The organism is Curtobacterium sp. ME12 (assembly GCF_903970855.1).
GTDB lineage: Bacteria > Actinomycetota > Actinomycetes > Actinomycetales > Microbacteriaceae > Curtobacterium > Curtobacterium poinsettiae_A.
The window spans coordinates 1-21504 of the sequence record NZ_CAJCKD010000006.1 but is presented as its reverse complement, the minus strand read 5'-3'; the positions used below and the strand labels follow the sequence as shown (position 1 = coordinate 21504).

Annotated in this window: 21 protein-coding genes and 1 rRNA gene; 5 read left to right on the top strand and 17 right to left on the bottom strand. The window is 71.5% G+C overall.

Annotated features, from left to right (window positions below; translation table 11 throughout):
* Positions 1 to 15 precede the first annotated feature (15 nt).
* Complete coding sequence (locus tag H7A73_RS04845; RefSeq protein WP_182064913.1) at positions 16 to 2496, bottom strand: glycoside hydrolase family 3 protein; 2481 nt, start codon at positions 2494 to 2496, stop codon at positions 16 to 18.
* A gap of 175 nt (positions 2497 to 2671) precedes the next feature.
* Between H7A73_RS04845 and H7A73_RS04840 the strand changes: the two genes are divergently transcribed.
* Both H7A73_RS04840 and H7A73_RS04835 read left to right on the top strand, forming a co-directional pair.
* Positions 2672 to 3262, top strand: coding sequence for a TetR/AcrR family transcriptional regulator (locus tag H7A73_RS04840; protein ID WP_084741272.1), 591 nt, complete (start codon positions 2672 to 2674; stop codon positions 3260 to 3262).
* A 113-nt stretch (positions 3263 to 3375) separates the two neighbouring features.
* Positions 3376 to 4239 carry an NAD-dependent epimerase/dehydratase family protein gene (locus H7A73_RS04835; protein WP_071245140.1) on the top strand — a complete coding sequence of 288 codons (864 nt, stop codon included), beginning with the start codon at positions 3376 to 3378 and terminating at the stop codon, positions 4237 to 4239.
* A gap of 3 nt (positions 4240 to 4242) precedes the next feature.
* Here H7A73_RS04835 and H7A73_RS04830 read toward each other — a convergent pair whose 3' ends face one another.
* Together H7A73_RS04830 and H7A73_RS04825 are read right to left on the bottom strand one after the other, a co-directional pair.
* A complete protein-coding gene (locus H7A73_RS04830) occupies positions 4243 to 5835 on the bottom strand; it encodes a methyltransferase (RefSeq protein ID WP_259362708.1) in 1593 nt (530 codons plus the stop codon).
* Positions 5832 to 6197: an ArsR/SmtB family transcription factor gene (locus H7A73_RS04825; protein ID WP_071245119.1), complete on the bottom strand. Its 366-nt coding sequence runs from the start codon at positions 6195 to 6197 to the stop codon at positions 5832 to 5834. The genes H7A73_RS04830 and H7A73_RS04825 overlap by 4 nt, the downstream gene beginning before the upstream one ends.
* A 103-nt stretch (positions 6198 to 6300) precedes the next feature.
* On the opposite strand from H7A73_RS04825, the gene H7A73_RS04820 reads away from it, so the two are divergent.
* Positions 6301 to 7557: an MFS transporter gene (locus H7A73_RS04820; protein ID WP_182064912.1), complete on the top strand. Its 1257-nt coding sequence runs from the start codon at positions 6301 to 6303 to the stop codon at positions 7555 to 7557.
* 10 nt (positions 7558 to 7567) lie between these two features.
* Here the strand turns inward: H7A73_RS04820 and H7A73_RS04815 are convergent, their stop codons facing one another.
* A complete protein-coding gene (locus tag H7A73_RS04815; RefSeq protein ID WP_182064911.1) occupies positions 7568 to 8017 on the bottom strand; it encodes a TIGR02611 family protein in 450 nt (149 codons plus the stop codon).
* A gap of 130 nt (positions 8018 to 8147) precedes the next feature.
* Positions 8148 to 8480, bottom strand: coding sequence for a TraR/DksA family transcriptional regulator (locus tag H7A73_RS04810; RefSeq protein ID WP_182064910.1), 333 nt, complete (start codon positions 8478 to 8480; stop codon positions 8148 to 8150).
* 50 nt (positions 8481 to 8530) lie between these two features.
* On the opposite strand from H7A73_RS04810, the gene H7A73_RS04805 reads away from it, so the two are divergent.
* Positions 8531 to 9568: an LLM class flavin-dependent oxidoreductase gene (locus tag H7A73_RS04805; RefSeq protein ID WP_182064909.1), complete on the top strand. Its 1038-nt coding sequence runs from the start codon at positions 8531 to 8533 to the stop codon at positions 9566 to 9568.
* 109 nt (positions 9569 to 9677) lie between these two features.
* On the top strand, positions 9678 to 10124 hold the full coding sequence (locus H7A73_RS04800; protein WP_182064908.1) for a DUF2510 domain-containing protein: 447 nt from the start codon (positions 9678 to 9680) through the stop codon (positions 10122 to 10124).
* Between the two features lie 167 nt (positions 10125 to 10291).
* On the opposite strand, the gene H7A73_RS04795 is transcribed toward H7A73_RS04800, so the two are convergent.
* From H7A73_RS04795 to rrf, 12 genes are all read right to left on the bottom strand, one after another.
* Positions 10292 to 11272: a site-specific tyrosine recombinase XerD gene (locus tag H7A73_RS04795; RefSeq protein ID WP_182064907.1), complete on the bottom strand. Its 981-nt coding sequence runs from the start codon at positions 11270 to 11272 to the stop codon at positions 10292 to 10294.
* A 37-nt stretch (positions 11273 to 11309) separates the two neighbouring features.
* Positions 11310 to 11909, bottom strand: coding sequence for a DUF1349 domain-containing protein (locus H7A73_RS04790; protein ID WP_182064906.1), 600 nt, complete (start codon positions 11907 to 11909; stop codon positions 11310 to 11312).
* Positions 11906 to 12481, bottom strand: coding sequence for an NUDIX domain-containing protein (locus tag H7A73_RS04785; protein ID WP_071245128.1), 576 nt, complete (start codon positions 12479 to 12481; stop codon positions 11906 to 11908). The genes H7A73_RS04790 and H7A73_RS04785 overlap by 4 nt, the downstream gene beginning before the upstream one ends.
* A gap of 178 nt (positions 12482 to 12659) precedes the next feature.
* Positions 12660 to 14375 carry a CTP synthase gene (locus H7A73_RS04780; RefSeq protein WP_182064905.1) on the bottom strand — a complete coding sequence of 572 codons (1716 nt, stop codon included), beginning with the start codon at positions 14373 to 14375 and terminating at the stop codon, positions 12660 to 12662.
* Positions 14376 to 14501: 126 nt separating this feature from the next.
* Entirely contained in the window at positions 14502 to 16196 is a 1695-nt protein-coding gene (recN, locus tag H7A73_RS04775; protein ID WP_182064904.1) for a DNA repair protein RecN, read from the bottom strand.
* Between the two features lie 16 nt (positions 16197 to 16212).
* Positions 16213 to 17136: an NAD kinase gene (locus H7A73_RS04770; protein ID WP_071245131.1), complete on the bottom strand. Its 924-nt coding sequence runs from the start codon at positions 17134 to 17136 to the stop codon at positions 16213 to 16215.
* A complete protein-coding gene (locus H7A73_RS04765) occupies positions 17133 to 17966 on the bottom strand; it encodes a TlyA family RNA methyltransferase (RefSeq protein ID WP_182064903.1) in 834 nt (277 codons plus the stop codon). The genes H7A73_RS04770 and H7A73_RS04765 overlap by 4 nt, the downstream gene beginning before the upstream one ends.
* On the bottom strand, positions 17959 to 18126 hold the full coding sequence (locus tag H7A73_RS04760; RefSeq protein WP_182064902.1) for a hypothetical protein: 168 nt from the start codon (positions 18124 to 18126) through the stop codon (positions 17959 to 17961). Before H7A73_RS04760 ends, H7A73_RS04765 begins: the two co-directional genes overlap by 8 nt.
* Positions 18127 to 18136: 10 nt before the next feature.
* On the bottom strand, positions 18137 to 19126 hold the full coding sequence (locus H7A73_RS04755) for an HAD-IIA family hydrolase (RefSeq protein WP_182064901.1): 990 nt from the start codon (positions 19124 to 19126) through the stop codon (positions 18137 to 18139).
* Positions 19127 to 19139: 13 nt separating this feature from the next.
* Positions 19140 to 19991: a hypothetical protein gene (locus tag H7A73_RS04750; RefSeq protein ID WP_182064900.1), complete on the bottom strand. Its 852-nt coding sequence runs from the start codon at positions 19989 to 19991 to the stop codon at positions 19140 to 19142.
* Positions 19982 to 20986, bottom strand: a complete 1005-nt coding sequence (locus tag H7A73_RS04745; RefSeq protein ID WP_182064899.1) for a hypothetical protein — start codon at positions 20984 to 20986, stop codon at positions 19982 to 19984. The genes H7A73_RS04750 and H7A73_RS04745 overlap by 10 nt, the downstream gene beginning before the upstream one ends.
* A 400-nt stretch (positions 20987 to 21386) precedes the next feature.
* A 5S ribosomal RNA gene (gene rrf, locus H7A73_RS04740) occupies positions 21387 to 21503 on the bottom strand.
* Position 21504 lies beyond the last annotated feature (1 nt).

The window sequence follows — 21504 nt, the reverse complement described above, 5'->3', positions numbered from 1 at the left end:
AACCGGACGACTTCGTCACTCCAGTTCGAGGGACGCGGTTCCGGCGTCGTCGACGACCGAGGCGCCGACGTGCAGCGTGAAGGTCCCCGACTCGTACTGCCACGAGCCGTCCCAGTGGGCGAAGGCTCGCGCCGGGACCTCGATCGAGACCTCCGTCGAGGCGCCCGCGGCGAGCCGGACCGGGGCGAAGCCGACCAGCCAGCGCACCGGGCGGTCCACCGCCGACTCCGCACGGGATGCGTAGACCTGCACGACGTGCTTGCCGGCACGGTCGCCCGTGTTCGCGACGGTCGCCGTGACGATGACGGCGTCACCCTCGCGCACGGTCGGGGTCGAGGACACGCCATCGATCGACCACGTCGTGTAGCCGAGGCCGTGTCCGAACGGGTACGCCGGCTCCGTGCCGGCTCGCAGCCAGGCCCGGTAGCCGACGTGGACACCCTCGTCGTAGGCGACCTTCCCGTCGACCGGGGTGACGTCGAGCACCGGGACGTCGGCCAGCGCGACGGGCCACGTGGTGGGCAGTCGGCCGCCGGGCTCCCGTGCCCCGGTCAGCACGTCGGCCAGCGCGTTGCCGTACTCCTGCCCGCCGAACCAAGTCAGCAGCACCGCGGCGACGTCGTTCCGCCACGGCATCTCGACCGGTGACCCGGCGTTCACGACGACGACCGTGTTCGGGTTCGCCGCGGCGACCGCGCGCACCAGGTCGTCCTGGTGGCCGGGGAGTGCCAGCGAGGAACGGTCGTAGCCCTCGGACTCGACCTTGGAGTTCGTGCCGACCACGACGACGGCGACGTCTGCACCACGGGCGGCGTCCACCGCGGCCTCGATGAGCACGGCGGGGTCGTCGTCCGACGGCTCGGTGCCGAACTGGTACGCCAGCACCCCGCCGAGCGTCTCGTCCTGCACGATGTCGTACTCGATGCGGATCGCGACCTGCTGGCCGGTGGTCACCGACACCGGCACCGACCGCGCCGGCGGGTTGAGGAACGCGGCGCCGAGCTGGTCGCCCTCGAACGGCACGTCCTCGTCGAGCAGCAGTTCGCCGTCGATCCACATGCGTGACCGTCCGGCCGCGCCGATACCGAACCGCACGGTCCCGGTCGACTCCGCCGTGTACGTGGTGGTGATGTCGAGCCGGTCCGCTTCACGGGTCGGGGCGTCGCCGCCGAACCAGAACAGCGCCGTCGCGCGGCGGTCCTCGACGAACAGCTCCTCGCCGTCCTTGACGAAGGCGACCCGGGCTCCGGGCTCCCCGGTGCCGGGGTTCGTGATGGTGGACAGCGGGAACTCCGCGATCCCCTCCTGCACGACGGCGCCGATCGCGTGGTCCACGCTCGCGCCGGGGAACGCCGAACGGATGCCGTCCAGCGGTGACACGACCCGCGACGGCACGACCGTGGCCGAGCCCCCGCCCTGCGTGCGGGCCTGGTCGGCGTTGTGCCCGATCACCGCGATGCGCGACACGGCGGGAGCGTCGAGCGGCAGGACACCGGTGTTGCGGACCAGGACGGTGCCCTCGGCCTCGGCCTCGCGCACGAACGCGATGCCGTCCTCGACGTGCACGGGTGACGCGGCGACGGGCTCGAAGCCCTCGAGCGCGCCGACGCGGGCTGCCAGGGTCAGGATCCGGCGGACCTTGCGGTCGATCGCCGCCATCGGCACCTCGCCGGCCTGCACTGCGGCGAGCAGCGGGCCTTCGCTCCACCACGGGTTCGGCCCGGGCATCGCGACGTCCTGCGACGCCTTCGCCGAGTCCACCGACCGAACCCCGGTCCAGTCGGACACGACGATGCCGTCGAAGCCCCACTCCGAGTTGAGCGGGGTCTCGAGCAGGTCGTTCTCCGACGCCGTGACGCCGTTGATCGCGTTGTACGAGGACATGATCGCCCAGGCGTGCGCCTCGGTCACGGCCTTCTCGAACGCCAGCAGGTACAGCTCGCGCAGCGCGCGGTCCGACACCTCGGTCGACGCGGTGAAGCGGTCGGTCTCGTAGTCGTTCGCGATGTAGTGCTTCGGGGTCGCGGCGACACCGTTCTCCTGCACGCCGTCGACGTACGACGCGGCCAGGTCGCCGGTGAGCAGCGGGTCCTCACTGAACGCCTCGAAGTGCCGGCCCCCGAGCGGGGACCGGTGCAGGTTGATGGTCGGGCCGAGCACGACGTCGACGCCCTTGCGGCGGGCCTCCACCGCGGCGGCGGCGCCGTAGCGCTTCGCGATCGCGCGGTCCCACGAGGCGCTCAGCGCCGTCGCTGACGGCAGGTTCAGGGACGGGTCGCGCTCGTCCCACACCTCGCCGCGCACCCCCGAAGGTCCGTCCGACATCAGGATCCGGCGCAGCCCGATCTTCTCGATGGGCCAGGTGGTCCAGAAGTCACGTCCGGTGAGCAGCTGCACCTTCTCGTCGGTGGTCAGCTGGCCGAGGAGCGCATCGATGCGCTCGGTCAGCGGCGTCGACGGACTGGAGGCGGTGCTCGCGTCGTTCACGGTGGTCACGGTGGTCGGTCCTCTCGTTCAGGGCCGCGGGGCGCCGCCTGGACGGCCGGGGCCTCGTCGCCCACACCCACCATCCACCGGGTTCGCCGCCCGCGCTGGCAGCTCCTGCACCGTACCACCCAAAACCAACCATTGCTTGGTTTTCTGGGTCTCCTGTGGGCGGTACAGTCTGGCCATGGCACGACGGGGTTCGTACGCAAAGGGCATCGCGAAGCGCGAGGAGATCCTCACGGTCGCGCTGGACCTCGTGGCGTCGCAGGGCTTCCGGCGGACGAGCATCAAGGACATCGCCGACGCCGTGGAGCTGACCCAGGCCGGCCTGCTGCACTACTTCGACTCGAAGGACGAGCTCTGGGTCGAGATCCTCCGCCGCCGCGACGAGCTCGACCTCGCACACGACTGGCAGGCCGCGGACCCGGCAGCCCTGCTCGCCGCGATCGTGCGGCACAACGCCGAGGTCCCCGGGCTCGTGCAGATGTTCGTCAACCTGTCCGCCGCGGCCGCCACCGACGCCGAACACCCGGCGCACGAGTACTTCCGCGAGCGCTACGAGCGCAGCCGCCGCGACCTGTCCGCGGATTTCCGGACCATGCAGCAGGACGGTCGGCTGCGCACCGACATCGACCCCGACGAACTCACGAGCGTGCTGCTCGCGGTGTCCGACGGCATGCAGATCCAGTGGCTCTTCGACCCCACCCGCGACATGGCCGAGCACGTCGAACTCGTCGCCCGCCTCGCGATCGCCCAGGTCACCCCCACCGCCTGACCACCGCCCCCGACGCTCCGGGGTACGGACAGGGCCTGGTCGCGTCAGGTGCGGCGGGGCAGGATGGTCGGTGCCCGCCAGGGTGTGTTCCGACGACGATGTGGAGTGACGCGATGACGCGTGTAGTGGTGACCGGTGGCAGCGGCAAGCTCGGACGAGCGGTGGTGCGCGACCTCGATGCGCACGGGTACGACGTGGTCCTGCTCGACCGCGTCCCCTCCCCCGACAAGCCCGAGCGTGTCCCGTTCGTGCGGATCGACCTGACCGACCACGGCCAGGTCCTGAACGCCCTGCTCGGCATCGACGACCGGTACGACCACGTCGACGCCGTCGTGCACCTCGCGGCGGTGCCGGCCCCGGGGCAGGTTCCCGACGTGGCCCTCATCACGAACAACGTGACCTCGTCGATCAACGTCTTCCACGCCGCCCGTGCCGCGAAGATCAAGAACGTCGTGTGGGCGTCGAGCGAGACCCTGCTCGGCATCCCGATGGGCGAGCACCACCCGCCCTACCTGCCGGTCGACGAGGAGTTCGCGGTCCGCCCGCAGTCGTCGTACTCCCTCGGCAAGGCGGTCGAGGAGGAGATGGCCCGCCACTTCACGCGCTGGGACCCGGAGCTGAAGATGATCGGTCTGCGCTTCTCGAACGTGATGGACGAGACCGACTACCCGGCGTTCCCGTGGGACGCCACCCCCGAGGCGAAGACGTTCAACCTGTGGTCGTACATCGACTCCCGCGACGGGGCCCAGGCCGTCCGCCGGGCACTCGAGGCCGACCTCACCGGGTTCGAGGCGTTCGTCATCGCCAGCCCCGACACGGTGATGGACACCCCGACCATCGAGCTCGTCGAGCGCTTCGTGCCGGACATCGAGCGCCGTGCGGACATCGACGGTGTCAGCTCGCTGCTGTCGTCGGAGAAGGCCCGCGAACTCCTCGGCTACACGCCCGAACACAGCTGGCGCGACCACCGCGCCTGATCGTCAGGCGGCGGGGACGAGCAGCCCGTCGAGCACCAGGTCGCGCGCCGCCGGCAGCAGGTCGGCGGCGAGCGCCTGCTCGTCCACGCCGGTGATCTGCGCGAGCGCGCCGATGATCGCGGCGACGGACAGGTCGCCGTCGCACGCACCAACGAACGCCGCGAGCGCGGTGTCCGCGTCCACCCGACGCCCGAGCCCGCCACCCTGCACCAGGGTCATCACGGTGGGGTCGTCGTTGCCCGGCCAGTAGTACCGCTCCTCGGTGACGTCACCGGCCACCGACAGGTGGGCGGTGACGAGCGCGGCATCGTCGTGCGCGGCGAGCCAGGCGGCTGCGTCGAGGACGCGGGCGACCGTCGCGCCGAGGCCCGCGGGGTTGGAGCCGAGCGTCTCGGGGACCCGCTCGAACCGGCGGAGGCCGGACGTGCCTCCAGGCAGGGGTCGACGCACCACGACGTAGCCGAAGCCGACGCCGGTGACGCGACGGTCCGCGAAGTCGTCGAGCCAGGCGCCCATCAGGGTGTCGAACTCGGCCGTGCCGGGCTTCGTCCCGCCGTCGCGGATCCAGGTCTCCGCGTAGGACGTCGGGTCCTGCCGCTCGCGCTCGATCACCCAGACGTCGAGGTCGGTGTCGGCGAACCAGCCGCGCACGCGGTCCAGGCCGTCGACGCCCCAGTGGTACTCCCAGTTGCCGAGGAGCTGGGCGGTCCCACCGGGCTCCAGGTGGTCGGACAGGCCGCGGAGCACCGTCTCGACCAGGGCGTCGCCGACCATGCCGCCGTCGCGGTACTCGTACGACGGGACACCCTCGCGACGGGGCGTGATGACGAAGGGCGGGTTCGAGACGATCCGGTCGAAGCGCTCTCCCGCGACCGGCTCGAACAGTGAGCCGAACCGGAAGTCGATGCCGTCGATGCCGTTCAACTGGGCGTTGAACCGGGCGATGTCGAGGGCACGGCGCGAGATGTCGGTGGCGACCACCTGGTCGGCGAACCGCCGTGCGTGCATGGCCTGGATGCCACAGCCGGTGCCGAGGTCGAGCACCCGCTCGACCGGCACGGGCACCTGCAGGCCGCTCAGCGTCGTGGTGGCGCCGCCGATGCCGAGGACGTGTTCCTCGCTGATGGCGTGCCCGAGGGCGAGCTCGCCGAGGTCGGAGACGATCCACCAGCTGCCGGCGCCGAGGTCGTCGACGAAGGCGTAGGGGCGCAGGTCGACGGTGGGGTGGACGAGCGCGTCGGCGCCGTCGCCGTTGCCGTCGCCTTCGCCTCCACTGCGCAGCAGGCCCGCGGCGATGACGGCGTCGAGCCCGGCGGTCGGGAACGCCACAGCGGCCTCGGCGCGCGCCACCGGCAGGCCGAGCACGAACAGCGTCGCCAGGGTGCCGAGCGGCGTGGCCTCGCGGGCGGCGAGCGCACGGAGCGCGGCAACCCGCGAACCGCGGTGCAACGATGCGGCGGCCTCGGCGCCCCACAGCGAGTCGAGCCGGTCGACGGTGAAGCCGGCCGCCGTCAGGTCCGCGGCGAGCGCCGTGGTGACAGCAGGGTCCGCGACGATCGACGGAAGTGTGTGCACAGCGTCCACGCCGGCGCTCACGATGCGATCCCCTCGCGCAGCAGGGCGGCGGGGACCTGCCAGTCGAGCACCAGGTCGAGGAGCCCGGGGAACCGCTGCTGCACGTCCTCGACGCGGACGCGGCTGACGCGGGTCAGGCCCTCCAGGTGCTGCTCGAGCAGACCGGCCTCGCGCAGGACCCGGAAGTGGTGGGTCAGCGTGGACTTCGGCCGGTCGATGCCGACCCAGCCGCAGCTGCGCTCGCCCCCGGCCGCGTCGACCAGGTAGCGGTGCAGGATCGCGAGTCGGATCGGGTCGCTCAGGGCGTCCATCACGACGGGGAGGTCCATCTCGGCCACGGACGGCTGCGGCAGCCGTTCAGGAGCATCGACGTGCGCGGGCATGGACGGGACGCTACCACCGTTCGGCTCGCTGTACGACTTGCGTCGTACTGTTCAAGTGCGGTACGAATGCAGTCGTACTGCACGGAGACGGAAAGGGGTGCGCATGCACCAGTCAGCTCGTTCGGTCGCCGGGTTCTGGATCCTGGCGGCGATGCTCCTGGTCTCGGTCGCGTCATCGGCCGTCCCGTCGCCCATCTACCCGGTCTACGCGGCCGAGTGGCACCTCACCCCGCTCATGCTCACCGGGGTCTTCGCCATCTACGTCGCCGGCCTGCTCGCGAGCCTGCTCGTCGCGGGTCGCCTGTCCGACCACGTCGGCCGCAAGCCCGTGCTGGTCGTCGGCGGCCTGGGCGTCGCACTGTCGCTCGGCCTGTTCGCGATGGCGGACGGGGTCGTCGCGCTCATCGTCGACCGGATCGTGCAGGGCGTCTCGGTCGGGCTGCTCATCGGGGCCCTCGGCGCGGCCCTCATCGACAACTCCCTCGAACGCCACCCCACCATGGCCGGCGTGCTGAACGGCGTCATCCCGCCGATCGCCCTGGCCACCGGCGCGATGTCGAGCGGCGCGCTGGTGCAGTGGGGTCCGGCGCCGGAGCAGCTCGTCTACCTGCTGTTCGGCGCACTCCTCGTGCTGCTGGTGCTCGCGCTGTTCGTCGTCCCCGAGCAGGTGCAGCGCCGCCCCGGCGCGGTCCGCTCCCTGCGGCCGACGATCAGCGTGCCGCGGTCCTCACGCCGGCTGTTCCGCGGCGTCGCCGGTTCGCTCGTCGCCAGCTGGGCCCTCGGCGGCATGTTCCTGTCGCTCGTCCCCTCGGCGCTCGGCGCGGTGTTCGGCATCACGAACCACTTCGCCGCCGGTGCGCTCATCGCCGTGGTCACCGGCGTCGGCGCCCTGACCGGCCTGGCGATCCAGCGGATGGACACCCGTCGCGCGGTCCTGCTCGGACTCGTCGCGCTCGTGCTCGGCCCGATCGTCACCGTGTCGTTCGTGTTCGCACACTCCCTGCCGGGCATGGTCGTCGGCAGCGCGATCGCCGGTGTCGGCTTCGGTGCCGGGTTCCAGGCGCCGCTGCGGATGCTGCTCGCCACCGCCGCTCCGACCCACCGCGCCGGACTGCTCTCCACGATCTACGTCGTCAGCTACCTGGCGTTCGGGGTGCCATCGGTCATCGGAGGCCTGCTCGAGCCCTCGGTCGGCCTCGTCCCGGTCATCGCCGGGTACGGCGGCTTCATCGTGCTCGCCGCGGTCGTCGCCCTCGTGCTGCAGCTGTCGTCGAAGGACGCCGCCGAGGTCGAGGAACGCGCCGCCGAGGTCATCGAGCGCACCGCAACCGGCTCGATCCAGGTCGCCTCCGCCGACTAGTGCCGCCGCGCTAGTGGCCCGGTCGCGCCGAGTTCGTACCGCGAGCCCGCGCACGCACCCCGACCGTCCGCGCCGCACCGGTGTGCGCAGCGTCGACGTCGGCCTTGCCCCGGTCCGCCGCATCGCGCAGACGCTTCGGCCCGTGCCGCTTGGCCCAGTCCCAGAAGCGGTGCAGCTGCGCCTTGAGCCACGTGATGATCTTGTGGAAGAAGTGGAACTCGCTCGCCAGCACCGTGAGGCCGATGAACACCACGAGCCACCCCGGGCCCGGCAGCGGCACCAGGATCAGCCCGATGATGACGACCAGCCCACCCACCAGACCGACCAGCACCTTGTAGAACAGGTGGACGTGCGGCCGCGCGTGGATCCAGGCGCGCAGACGGTGGAACCACTGGAAGCGCTGGCGGGGCGCGCCATCGGCCCGGGCTTCGCCGGGTCGGTCGTTCGGGTCGCCGTCCATGCCGAAAACGTAGGGTGCGCGGCTGGGAATCAGCGGCGCACGGGGTGGACGCACGGTGCGCGTGCCGGGAGGCGCGTGGCGGGGCCACACCGTGCCTCCAGACCGTCAGGCGGCACCGGTCGCGTGCCCCTCAGGCGTGCGCGACGCACGTCGCCGCCCACGGGACGGCGGCCAGGCGGGCCTCCGGGATCGGCTCACCGCCGACCGCGCAGCGGCCGTAGGTGCCGTCGTCGAGTCGCGCGAGTGCGGCGTCCACCTGACGGACCCGCAGCCGGGCGCCGTCGCGGACCGCACCGAGCGAGCCGCGCTCCCAGGCCAGGGTCGCGCCCTCGGGGTCGTGCTCGTCGTCGGAGTTGGCGTCCTGCCGGGCGTCGCTGACGTCACGCATGCTCCGCTCGACCTCGAGCAGCAGCCGTTCGTTGCGGGCGCGTTCGGCCTCGAGTGCTGGGCGGGGGTCCTCCATCCCGGCCACGGTAGTCGCGACGGAATGGCCCCGCCTCCGGATGCGTTCGCATGGACATGACGAAGATCGGGTTCCTGTCGTTCGGACACTGGCGTGACGTCCCGGGGTCGAAGGTGCGCAGCGGGCGGGAGGCCCTGGTGCAGGCGATCGACCTCGCGGTCGCAGCCGAGGAAGCCGGCGTCGACGGCGCCTACTTCCGCGTGCACCACTTCGCGCCGCAGCAGGCCGCACCGTTCCCGCTGCTCTCCGCCATCGCCGCGAAGACCAGCCGGATCGAGATCGGGACCGGCGTCATCGACATGCGCTACGAGAACCCGCTCTACATGGCGGAAGAAGCCGCGGCCACCGACCTCATCTCCGGCGGGCGACTGCAGCTCGGTGTCTCGCGGGGATCACCCGAGACCGCCCTCGCCGGCTACCAGCAGTTCGGCTACGTGCCCGATGCCGCTGACGAGAACGGCGGCGACATGGCCCGTGCGCACACGAACGTGTTCCGCCGTGCGATCGCCGGCGAGCCGATGGCCAACGCCAACCCGCAGATGACCGGTTCGGTCGGGTCCCTGCCGATCTCCCCGCTGTCGGACTCGCTCGGCGACCGCATCTGGTGGGGCGCCGGCACCCGCGCCACCGCCGAGTGGACCGCCGAGCAGGGCATGAACCTGATGTCCTCGACCCTGCTGACCGAGGACACCGGCGTGCCCTTCGACCAGCTGCAGGCCGAGCAGATCGAGCGCTTCCGCCGGGTGTGGTCCGAGTTCGGCTGGGACCGCGAACCGCGCGTGTCGGTCTCGCGCAGCATCATCCCGATCATCGACGACGAGTCCCGCCACTACTTCGGCGTGCGTGCGCAGGTCGAGGGGCAAGACCAGGTCGGGCACCTCGACGGCGGGCTGGCCCGGTTCGGCCGGTCCTACATCGGTGAGCCCGAGCAGCTCGTCGCGGAGCTCGCGGCGGACCAGGCCGTCCGTGCTGCCGACACCGTGCTCGTCACCGTGCCGAACCAGCTCGGTGTGGACTTCAACGCCCGGCTGCTCGCCGCCGTGAAGGACGTGTTCACCGAGGTCGACGCGGAGCCTGTCCCCGCCTGACCCCATCGTGGTCCCCCCTTGTGCTGACACCCGGCTGGGGACTGGGGCGAGGCCGACCGCGCTCCTAGGCTCGGGAGCGTCGATCCACCCCGCACCTCGAGGAGCAACCGTGACGCTGCCGGCCGCAGGCTGGTTCCCGGACCCGCAGGACGCCCGTCGTCTGCGCTGGTGGGACGGTCGCACCTGGGGCGCAGCCACGCGGGTCCCCGCGGCCGCTGCGGAACCGGTCACGCCGATCGTCGTCGCTCCGGCGGGGCCGTCGTTCTCGGTGCAGACCGCTGCGATCCGGACGGACGCGTGGGCGTCGGGCACCGCCGGCGACCGTCGGCTCTGCGTGTTCACGGTGCTCGCCGTGCTGCTCGCGGTGGTCTCGGTCATCGCGAACCCCTGGGGTCTGGCGGGGCTGCTCGCCGTGGCGTGCGGCGTCGTCGGCATCGTCCGTCCCGGAGCCGTCGGCGCCTGGGCTGTCCTGGCGCGGAGCGCTTCGGCGAGCGCCCTCGTCGTCGCGGTGACGACGACGGTCATCGCCGCGTCGGCCCAGTTGCACCTGTTCTGAGCTCGCAGGGCCCGCCTACCGCCGCGGTCCACGGCGCTTCGTGAGCACAAATGGTCGAGTGGGACGGCGCGACCCGACCATTTCTGCTCACGAAACGCGCCCGTCCCGCACCCGCACGGCCCATGCACCCGCACGGCCCATGCACCCGCACGGCCCGCGCTGTCCGCCTACCGCCGCGCCCGCGGGTGTGCCGTCTGGTACACGTCCCGCAGCATGTCCGCCGTGACCATCGTGTAGATCTGCGTCGTGGCGACACTCGCGTGCCCGAGCAACTCCTGCACCACGCGCACATCGGCACCGCCCTCGAGCAGGTGCGTCGCGAACGAGTGCCGGAACGTGTGCGGTGACACGTGCGCCTCCAGGTCGGCGGCAGCAGCGGCGGCCTGGATCACGAGCCAGGCACTCTGCCGCGACAGCCGCGCTCCACGGGCGCCGAGGAACAGCGCCGGGGTCGACGGCCCTCGTGCCGCGAACACCGGCCGTGCGCGCACCAGGTACGCGTCGATCGCGGCCCGGGCGAAGCTGCCGAGCGGCACGATCCGCTGCTTGTTGCCCTTGCCCGTGACCTTCACGACCGAGAGCTCGCCGTCGGCGTCCGACAGCGTCGTCACGTCGTCGACCGACAGTCCCACCGCCTCGGAGATCCGCGCGCCTGTGGCGTAGAGCAGCTCGAGCAGGGCCTTGTCCCGCAGCTGGACGGGGTCGTCAGCGTCGACGGACACCGCGCCGAGCAGCCGTTCCATGTCCTCGACGGGGATCGCCTTCGGCAGCCGCATCGGGGCCTTCGGCGGGCGGACGGCGGTGCCGGGGTCGAGCGGCAGCCAGCCCTCCCCCGCGGCGAAGGCGGTGAACGAGCGCACCGAACTGAGCATCCGCGCGATCGATCGCGGTGCGAGCGGACCTTCCGGTCGGGTGGCCAGGTGTGTCACGAACCCCGAGACGTCCGCGCGTGCCAACCGTGCCACGTCCTGCAGCGCCGAGGACCCCCCGGCCCGGCCCGCACCGTCCGACTCGACGACCGGAGCGGCCGCCAACCACGACGTGAACACGGCGAGGTCCCGCCGGTACGCGGACAACGTGTGCTGCGAGAGTCCCCGCTCGATCGCGACGTGCCGCAGGTACGTCTCCACGGCACGGTCGAGGGGCATCACCTCAGCAGGCTAACCGGCGCGGGGCCACCCGCCGTCAGTGCAACGCCTCGTCCGGCCCGTCCACGCGGAACCCGGTGAACGTCACCGTCAGCCCGGCCCGCGTCGGCCCCGCGCACAGCAGCCCCGCCGACACGACGGCGTCCGGGTCGAGGTACGCGACCCGCACCAAGCGGGACTCGTCACCCTCGGCCCACGCCCGGATCGTCACGGCGTCACCATCGCGGCTCGCGCGGACGGTCACCACCCGGCCCGCCCACTCCGGCACGGGCGACACCGACCAGTCCGAGAACCCACGCGTCACCACGGCGCCGAGCTGCGGGGTTCCGTCCGAGAACTCGACACCCGCCTTGATCCAGGTCTGTTCGTCGACGCGCAGGAACACCCCGGCCTGGTCGAACTGCTCCGTGTAGTCGAGTACGAACGACACCTCGACCGAGAACGGCCCGTCCGTCGGCTGCAGCAGCGCGTGCTCGGAGTCGTGCACGAACCCGTACGAGGTGGTCCGCCAGGCGTCACTGCCCTCGACCGCGGTGACGCGGAACACGTCGCCGTCGAACTTGGCGGCCTCCGGCTCGTGCGTCCAGGTGCCGGTGGCGACCAGGTCGCGCAGACCGTCGGCCGCGGACCCGCTCACTTGCCGCGCTGTTCGATGGCCTCGACGGCGAGCGTCGCGACGACGAGGGCCGAGTTGTTGAGCCGACCGCCCAGGATCCCCTCGAGCAGCTCCGCCCGCGGCACCCACCGCGTCACGATGTCGGCCTCTTCCGCCTCGCGCTCGAACGCGGACTCCGTCGACCGAACACCGCGCGCCCGGTAGATCTGGATGAACTCGTCGCTGCCGCCCGAGGACGTGTTGTACCGGACCAGGGGCTCCCACGTGTCGGCCTCGAGGTCGGCCTCCTCGCCCAGCTCGCGCTTCGCGGCCGTCAGGTGGTCCTCGCCCTCCATGTCGAGCAGGCCCGCGGGCAGCTCCCAGTCGCGCAGCCGCACCGGGTGACGGTACTGCTGGATGACCAGGACGCGGCCCTCGTCGTCCTCCGCGTACACGGCGACGGCACCGGTGTGGTCGATGTACTCGCGGACCATCGAGTCGCCGTTGTACGCGACGGTGTCGCGGCGCACGTCCCAGACGGCGCCCTCGTACACGACGGTGGATTCGGTGACCTCGAAGGAGGCGGACTCGTCAGCGATCGGTGCGTCTGTCACGGCTCCATCCAAGCACGCGCGCCCCTGACGCCCCCATCGGAACCAGGTTCCGGACACAGCACCGCGTCGTTCCGCGGTTCCGTGTCCGGAACCAGGTGCCGTGAACGCGACCCCGGACGGACGGGAGGCGCGGTGCCAGCTGGCACCGCGCCTCCCGTCCGATCGTGGAGACCGGCGCTTACGCGACCTGCTCCTCGGTCTGCGGGTCGAACAGGCTGGACGCCTCGTGGCGCTCGATCGCGGCCGCGACGAGTCCCGCGAACAGCGGGTGCGCATCGGTCGGGCGCGAGCGGAGCTCCGGGTGCGCCTGGGTGGCGATGTAGAACGGGTGCACGTCGCGCGGGAGCTCGACGTACTCCACCAGCGTGCCGTCGGGCGACGTGCCCGAGAAGACGAGGCCGGCGTCCGCGATCTGCTCGCGGTACTTGTTGTTCACCTCGTAACGGTGACGGTGCCGCTCGGAGGCCTCGGGAGCCCCGTACAGCTCCGCCGCCAGCGACCCCTCGGTGAACGACGCCGGGTACAGGCCCAGGCGCATCGTGCCACCCAGGTCGCCACCGGCGATGATGTCGACCTGCTCCGCCATCGTCGCGATGACCGGGGTCGAGGTCTCCGGGTCGAACTCGGTGCTCGACGCGTCGGTCAGACCGACCTCGTGGCGGGCGTACTCGATGACCATGCACTGCAGGCCGAGGCACAGGCCGAGCGTCGGGATGCCCTGCTCACGCGCGAACTGCAGCGCGCCGAGCTTGCCCTCGATGCCGCGCACGCCGAACCCGCCGGGGATGCAGATGCCGTCGACGTCGCCGAGCTGCTTCGCCGCGCCCTCGGGCGTGGTGCAGTCGTCCGACACGACCCACTTCAGCGTCACCTTGGCGTCGTGGGCGAAGCCACCCGCACGGAGTGCCTCGGTGACGGACAGGTAGGCGTCCGGCAGGTCGATGTACTTGCCGACCAGGGCGATCGTGACGTCCTTCTTCGGCTCGTGCACGGCCTTCAGCACCGGGGTCCACGCGGTCCAGTCGACCGGACCGGCGTCGAGCTTGAGCGCCTCGACGATGACCTGGTCGAGGCCCTGGTTGTTCAGCAGCGTCGGCAGGTCGTAGATCGAGGGGACGTCCACCGCGTTCACCACGGCGTCCTCGTCGACGTCGCACATCAGCGCGATCTTGCGCTTGTTCGACTCCGACACCGGACGGTCGCTGCGCAGCACGAGCGCGTCGGGCTGGATGCCGATCGAGCGGAGCGCGGCGACGGAGTGCTGCGTCGGCTTGGTCTTCTGCTCACCCGAGGCGTTCATGAACGGCACCAGCGAGACGTGCACGAAGAACACGTTGTTGCGGCCGAGCTCGTGCCGCACCTGACGGGCGGACTCGATGAACGGCTGCGACTCGATGTCGCCGACGGTGCCACCGACCTCGGTGATGATGACGTCGGGCTGCGGGTCGTTCTGCGCCTGCTCGCGCATCCGGCGCTTGATCTCGTCGGTGATGTGCGGGATGACCTGCACCGTGTCGCCGAGGTACTCGCCGCGACGCTCCTTGGCGATCACCGTCGAGTACACCTGACCGGTCGTGACGTTCGCGGCCTGCGACAGGTTGATGTCGAGGAAGCGCTCGTAGTGCCCGATGTCGAGGTCCGTCTCCGCACCGTCGTCGGTCACGAAGACCTCGCCGTGCTGGAACGGGTTCATGGTGCCCGGGTCCACGTTGAGGTACGGGTCGAGCTTCTGCATGACGACCTTGAGGCCGCGAGCCGTGAGCAGGTTGCCGAGGCTGGCCGCCGTCAGGCCCTTGCCGAGAGACGAGACGACCCCGCCGGTCACGAAGATCTGCTTCGTCACCTTCGGGGTCGAGTTCGAAGAATTGGTACCGCCGCTGAGAGTGTCCGCCACGGGATTCCATCGTACGTCAGAACTGCTGGGAGGCGCGACCTCGGTTCGCGGTGGGCGTTGCGCGGGCGGGTGGCCGGGTCCTCGGACCGTGGCCGGGTCGGCGGACAGTGCCCGCCTGCCCGATCGTCAGGCTCGCTGGCCGGCCACGTCGAGCAGCTCGCGGGCGTGCTCGATGCCGCTGGCGCTGTCACCGAGTCCGGAGAGCAGCCGTGCCATCTCCTGCAGACGGTCCTCGCCCTCGAGCCGGCGCACGCTCGACGAGGTCACGGCACCGCTGGCGTCCTTCACGACGTTGAGGTGGTTGTTCGCGAAGGCCGCGACCTGGGCCAGGTGCGTGACGACGATGACCTGCGTGCGCTCTGCGAGCTTCGCCAGCCGTCGGCCGATCTCGATGGCCGCCGCCCCACCGACACCGGCGTCGACCTCGTCGAAGACGAACGTCGGCACCGTGGTGCTGCCGGCCATGACGACCTCGATCGCGAGCATCACGCGCGACAGCTCACCGCCGGACGCCCCCTTGCCGATCGGCCGGGGGTCGGTGCCGGAGTGCGGCTGGAGCAGGATCGTCACCTGGTCGCGGCCGTGGCGGCGGTACTCGCCGGCGTCGGTGACCTCGACCACCAGGGTCGCACCACCCATCGCGAGGGTCTTCAGCTCAGCGGTCACGCGCTTCGCCAGGTCGGCGGCCGCCTTGGTGCGCGCCGTCGTGAGCGCGGCCGCGGCCGTCTCGAGCGCCTGCTCGTCCTGCTCGACCGACTGCTGCAACGCCGCGATCCGGTCGTCGTCGCCGTCGAGCTCGAGCAGCCGGTCGCTCGCGCGCTGCCCGTAGGCGATGACGTCGTCCACCGTCTCGCCGTACTTGCGGGTGAGGCCTGCCAACAGGGCACGACGTTCGTTGATGAGCTCGAGGTCGTGCCCCGCCTCGGGTTCCAGGGAACCGAGGTAGCTCGAGATGCTCGCCGAGGCCTCGGCCGCCTGGATCCCGAGCTCCGTGAGCTGCTCGAGCACCGGCTGCAGGGCAGTGTCGGACGACACCACACGCTCCACGGCACGGCGTGCGGACTCGACCAGGCCGACGACGTCGGAGACGCCGTCGAGGGACTCGCTGGACAACGCCTCGTGTGCCAGGGCCGCGGACAACCGGAGCTCCTCGAGGTTCCCCAGGCGTTCGGCGCGTTCGGCCAGCTCGACGTCCTCACCGGGCTGCGGGTCGGCGGCCTCGATCTCGTCGGAGGCCGCGCGGATCCGCTCGGCCTCGGCGACCCGGTCGTCCCGGTCCCGGACCAGCACCTCGAGTTCACCGGCGTGCTGCTGCCAGGCGTCGTACGCGGCGACGTACCGGGCGAGGGCCTTCTCGAGCGAGGCTCCCCCGAACCCGTCGAGGGCAGCCCGCTGCGCGGTGGCCGAGGTCAGGCGGATCTGGTCCGACTGCCCGTGCACGGTCACGAGCTGGTCGGCGAGCTCGCCGAGCACCGCCACGGGCGCACTGCGACCACCCACCGTGGCACGGCTGCGCCCCTCGGCGGAGACCGTGCGGGTGAGGATGAGTTCGCCGTCCTCCACGGTGCCGCCGGCGTCCTCGACGCGTTCGGCGACGGCGTCCTGCTCCGGGACGTGCCAGCGGCCTTCGACGACGGCGCTCGACGCACCGCGGCGCACCGAACCGGCATCAGCCCGCGCACCGAGCAGCAGTCCGAGCGCGGTGACGATCATCGTCTTGCCCGCACCGGTCTCCCCGGTGACCACGGTGAAGCCCGGCCCGAGTTCGAGCGTGGTCTCGCCGATGACGCCGAGGTCGCGGATCGCAATCTCCTCGATCATCGGGCGTCCTCCGGGCTCATCGGTCGTCCTCGTCGCTCTGGGGGCCGCGCCACCCGGCGACGGGCAGCTGGAACTTCGCGACCAGGCGGTCGGTGAACGGGGCGTCCTTCAGTCGGGCGACGCGCACCGGGTCCGGCGAACGCCGGACCTCGACACGGGCACCCGGGGGCAGGTCGTGGGTCCGTCGGCCGTCGCACCACAGGACACCGACGCCGCTCGTGCGCCGCAGGACCTCGATCGCGAGCGTGCAGTCGGGCCCGACGACGATCGGACGGGCGAACAGAGCATGGGCGCTCAGCGGCACCATGAGCAGCGCGTCGACGTCCGGCCACACGATGGGGCCACCGCCGGAGAACGAGTACGCCGTGGAGCCGGTCGGGGTCGACACGACCACGCCGTCGCAGCCGAAGGACGACAGCGGGCGGCCGTCGACCTCGGTCACGACCTCGAGCATCCGTTCCCGCGAAGCCTTCTCGATCGTGGCCTCGTTCAGCGCCCAGCTCGAGTAGACGATCTGGTTGCCCACGACCACGTCGACCTGCAGGGTGACGCGTTCCTCGACGTTGTACTCGCCGGACAGCGCACGCTCGACCGTCTCGGACAGACCGTCGCGCTCGCTCTCGGCCAGGAACCCGACGTGCCCGAGGTTCACCCCGATCAGTGGAGCGCCGGTGTTCCGCACGAGTTCGGCCGCGCGGAGGATCGTGCCGTCGCCACCGAGCACGATGACGATCTCGAGCTGGTTCGGCTGGACGTCGACGCCGAGGATGTCGACCTTGCCGACCGACGCTTCGGCGCGACGGATGTCGGCGTACTCGTCGAAGGGCATGACGGGCGTGAGACCGGCCGCGTGCAGGAGGTCGCAGACCTCGACCGCAGCGTCGATCGAGTCACGGCGACCCGTGTGGGACACGAGCAGGATGTGCCGTTCGTCACTCATGAAGACCCTTCCGTGAGTTCGGTCGCCCGGACTCTCCATTCTGTCGGATTGCCCCCGACACCGCGCTGGAAGCGGGCCAGGTACTCGTGGTTGCCGTGTGTCCCGACGATCGGGGACGCGGCGAGCCCACTGGTGCCGAGGCCCAGGTCCCACGCCGCCCACAGCACGTTCATGAGCGCGTCGTTCCGGAGCCCGGCGTCGTGCACGATGCCCTCCCGCACACCGCCACGACCCACTTCGAACTGGGGCTTCACCAGGAGCACGAACTCGTCCGTGGGGACGGCTTCGGCCAGCGCCGGCAGCACGAGTCGGAGCGAGATGAAGGACAGGTCCCCCACCACCAGGCTCGTCTCGCCGGCGGCGCCGTCGAGCGCCAGGTAGTCGGCGCGCGTGAGGTTCCGCGCGTTCGTCCCCTCGACCACGGCGACGCGATCGTCGAGCGCGATGGTGGGGTGCAGCTGTCCGTGGCCGACGTCGAGCGCGATGACACGGCGCGCGCCGCGTGTGAGCAGCACCTGGGTGAACCCGCCGGTGCTCGCGCCCACGTCGAGCACGACCCGGTCCTCGGGGTCGACGTCGAACGCATCGAGTGCGCCGACGAGCTTCCGGGCCGCACGCGAGACCCACTCGTCCGCGGCGTCGACCTCGATGTCCGCGTTGGGTGCGATCGGCGTCGACGGCTTCAGGACGGCACGGCCGCCCACGAGCACCCGGCCGTCCTGGATCAGCTTGCTGGCGACGGTGCGAGACCGTGCGAGCCCGCGTGCAGCGAGGAGGGCGTCGAGGCGGACCGGGGTCGCGTCGTGCACGGCTCCGTCCGGCTCAGGCACTCGCGGAGCCGCCGCTCTCGAGCCGCGTCCGCAGCTCGTCGTGCAGGGAGGAGAAGGCGTCGGCACGGTCGGCGAGCGGCAGAGCCTCGGCCTCGGCGGTGCGCGCGGCGAAGGCGCCCTGCTGCTCGGGATCGGCGGACGGCTGCTCGGGGTTCGGCACGTCCGACACGCTACTCGCCGCCGTACAGCTGCGGGTCCACGTCGAGGCCGTAGATGGCCAACCCGGACTCCCAGATGAGCGTCGCGCCGGCACGGAGCCGATCGATCTCGGTCCCGGCGTCGAGCACCCGGACGACGTGCCCGCGCATCGCCACCGTCGAGGTACCGACGCTCACGTACCGGGTGCCGTCCTCGTCCTCGCGCCGCACCGTCGCCGGGTACGGCTGGGCCAGCCCCCGGAGGTCTTCGAGCACGTAGGTGGGACGTGAGCGCTGGTCGGCCGCGAGCACCTGCTTGGCCTTGTCGATGCCGGTGAGCACGAGCACGCTCGGGATCCCGACGTCGTTCGCACCCTTGATGTCGGTGTCCAACCGGTCCCCGATGAACAGGGTCCGACCGCCGCCGAAGCGCGCGACCGCCGTGTCGAAGATCGGCCGCTCGGGCTTGCCGGCGACCACGGGCATCCGACCGACCGCCTGGTGCACGGCGGACACGAGCGTGCCGTTGCCGGGCGCGATGCCCCGCTCGACCGGGATGGACCAGTCCATGTTCGTGGCCACCCACGGCACGTCCGGGTCGGCCAGGGCGAACGAGGCCTCGGCCAGTTCCTTCCAGCCGAGGTCCGGCGAGAAGCCCTGGATCACCGCGGCCGGGGAGTCCTGGGCACTCGAGGTGACCGTGAACCCGGCAGCCTCGACGATGCTCGACAGCCCGAGGCCGCCGGTGACCAGGACGGTCGATCCGGCCGGTACCAGGGTCGCGAGCAGCTGGACGCCGGCCTGCGACGAGGTGACGACGTCACCCTCGGAGACCTCGAGCCCGTAGCGCTCGAGGTGCTCGGCGACGTCGATCGGGCGGCGGGAGGCGTTGTTCGTGATGTAGCCGACCCGCGCCGTCAGCGATGCCCGGGTCAGGGCTTCGACCGCGTGCGGGATGGCGTTGCGGCCCCGGTAGACGACGCCGTCGAGGTCGGTGAGGACCACGTCGACGCCGTCGGTCAAGGCCGCCGAGTGCTCAGTCGGCTGCGGAGCCGTCGACGTCGCGGGGGTTGTCGTCGTCGATCTCGCCGGGCTCGTCGGCTGCGGAGGTGTCGTCGTCGAGGTCGTCGAGGGCGGGTTCGTCATCGAGGTCGTCGTCGAGGCCTTCGGCGGATTCGTCGTCGCCGTCGAGTTCGTCGGTCGTGACGTCGTCGGCTCCGAGGTCATCGGTGTCGTCGTCTCCGGCGTCTCCGTCTTCTTCGAGTTCGAGCGTTTCCTCGACCACATCAACTGTCTCCCAAGCGTTGTCGTCCGCGATTTCGGCGAGGGCCGCTGCCGCGCGGTCCACCCGGGCCCACCACTCGTCGGCCTCGTCCTGTCGACCGAGCTCCTCGAGCGTGGCCGCGTAAGCACTGTAGAGCGCCGGGGACCACGTGTAGGCGGTGGACGGGTCGAGCTGTGGAATCTCCAGCTCACCGAGGGCGGCTGTGGGGTTCCCGAGGTCGAGACGAGCGCCGGACATGGCGATCGCGAGCTCGACCTGCACCGGGGTGTCGAGGGCCGAGCGCTCGACCGAGCGACCGAGCTCCAGTGCCCGCTCCGGACGGCCCAGGCCACGCTCGCAGTCCACCATCATCGGGAGCTGGTCGTTGCGACCGGAGATCCGACGGTAGGTGCGGAGCTCCCGGAGCGCGGTGGCGAAGTCGCCGAGGCGGTATGCGGTGATCGCGGCCGTCTCCCGGACGACACCGACACGACCGGCACGACGAGCAGCGCTCAGGGCGTGCTGGTTGGCCGTCTCGGGGTCGTCGTCGACGAAGAGCGCAGCTGCTACGAGGTGCCGCGCGACCCAGTCGGCGTTGTCCTTGCTGAGGGTCTTCAGCTCCATCCGGGCCGCAGGGTCGAGGTCGCGCGCCTGGATCTCCTCGGGGATCTCCGGGTCGTCGTGGCGCGGACGGATCGACTTCGTGCCGTAGGGGTCGCGGTCTTCCCAGTCGTCGCGCGCGGCTTCTCCAAATCGGGCACCGGCGTGACGTGTCCCGTCACCGAAGCGGCGACGTTCCTCACCGCCGTCGCGACCCGAGCGGTCCGACGAACCGCCGCGGAACGGACGGTCGGAGGAACCACCTCGGGCCGGGCGGTCGGACGATCCGCCACGGTACGGGCGGTCCCCGTCACGAGCGGGACGGTCCGAACCACCACGGTACGGACGGTCGCCATCTCGGGCGGGACGATCCGAACCACCACGGTACGGACGGTCCCCGTCACGAGCCGGACGGTCAGAGCCACCACGGAACGGACGGTCGCCATCACGCCGCGGACGGTCCGACGATCCGCCACGGTACGGGCGATCGCCGTCACGAGCCGGACGGTCCGAGGAGCCGCCACGGTACGGGCGATCGCCATCACGAGCCGGACGGTCCGAGGAGCCGCCACGGTACGAGCGATCGCCATCACGAGCCGGACGGTCCGAGGAGCCGCCACGGAACGGACGGTCGCCGTCACGAGCGGGACGGTCCGAGGAGCCGCCACGGTACGGGCGATCGCCATCCCGGCGCGGACGGTCCGAGCCGCCCTGGAACGGGCGGTCACCGTCACGACGCGGACGGTCAGAGCTCCCACCACGGAACGGACGGTCACCGTCACGAGCCGGGCGATCGGAGCCGCCACGGAACGGACGATCGCCATCGCGCCGCGGACGATCGGCACCGCGCGGACCATCGCCGCGCGGCGGCCGACCGGAGTCTCCACGGTCACCCTGCCACGACGGACGGTCGTTGCGGTCGCCGGACCGGAACGGACGGTCGCCGTCGCGACGCGGAGCGCTGTCCCGTCGAGGCGCGCCGTCACGGAACGGACGGTCTCCACCCTGCGGACGATCACGACGGTCGCCTTCGCGGCGCTCGAACTCGCGGGGACCGGACGACCACCGACCATCGCTCTGGCCGTCCCGACGCGGAGCGCCGTCGCGACGTGGGAACCGGTCGCCGTCCCGTCGGGGTCGATCTCCGCGGTCCCTGTCGTTCCGCCGCTGATCGTCGTCGTTCGCCACCGTTGCTCCTCATCGCGTGCCCGGTCCAGAGCCTCGGGCGTTCGTCCGCTGTGTCGTTGTGTTGGGTGCCGCGTCGGTCGCCCGACGTCGGCTTCCAGTCCATCACGAACCGGAGCCGGCGTCGAGCGAACGGCGGCAGAAACAGAAATGGCCACCGGCCCCGACCGAGAACGAGGGTTTCCCCTGCGAATTCTCGATGGAGGGCCGATGGCCACATCTTTCATACGTTAAGTCCGGCGGCGTCCTACTCTCCCACAAGGTCCCCCTTGCAGTACCATCGGCGCTGAGAGGCTTAGCTTCCGGGTTCGGAATGTGACCGGGCGTTTCCCTCTCGCTATGACCACCGGAA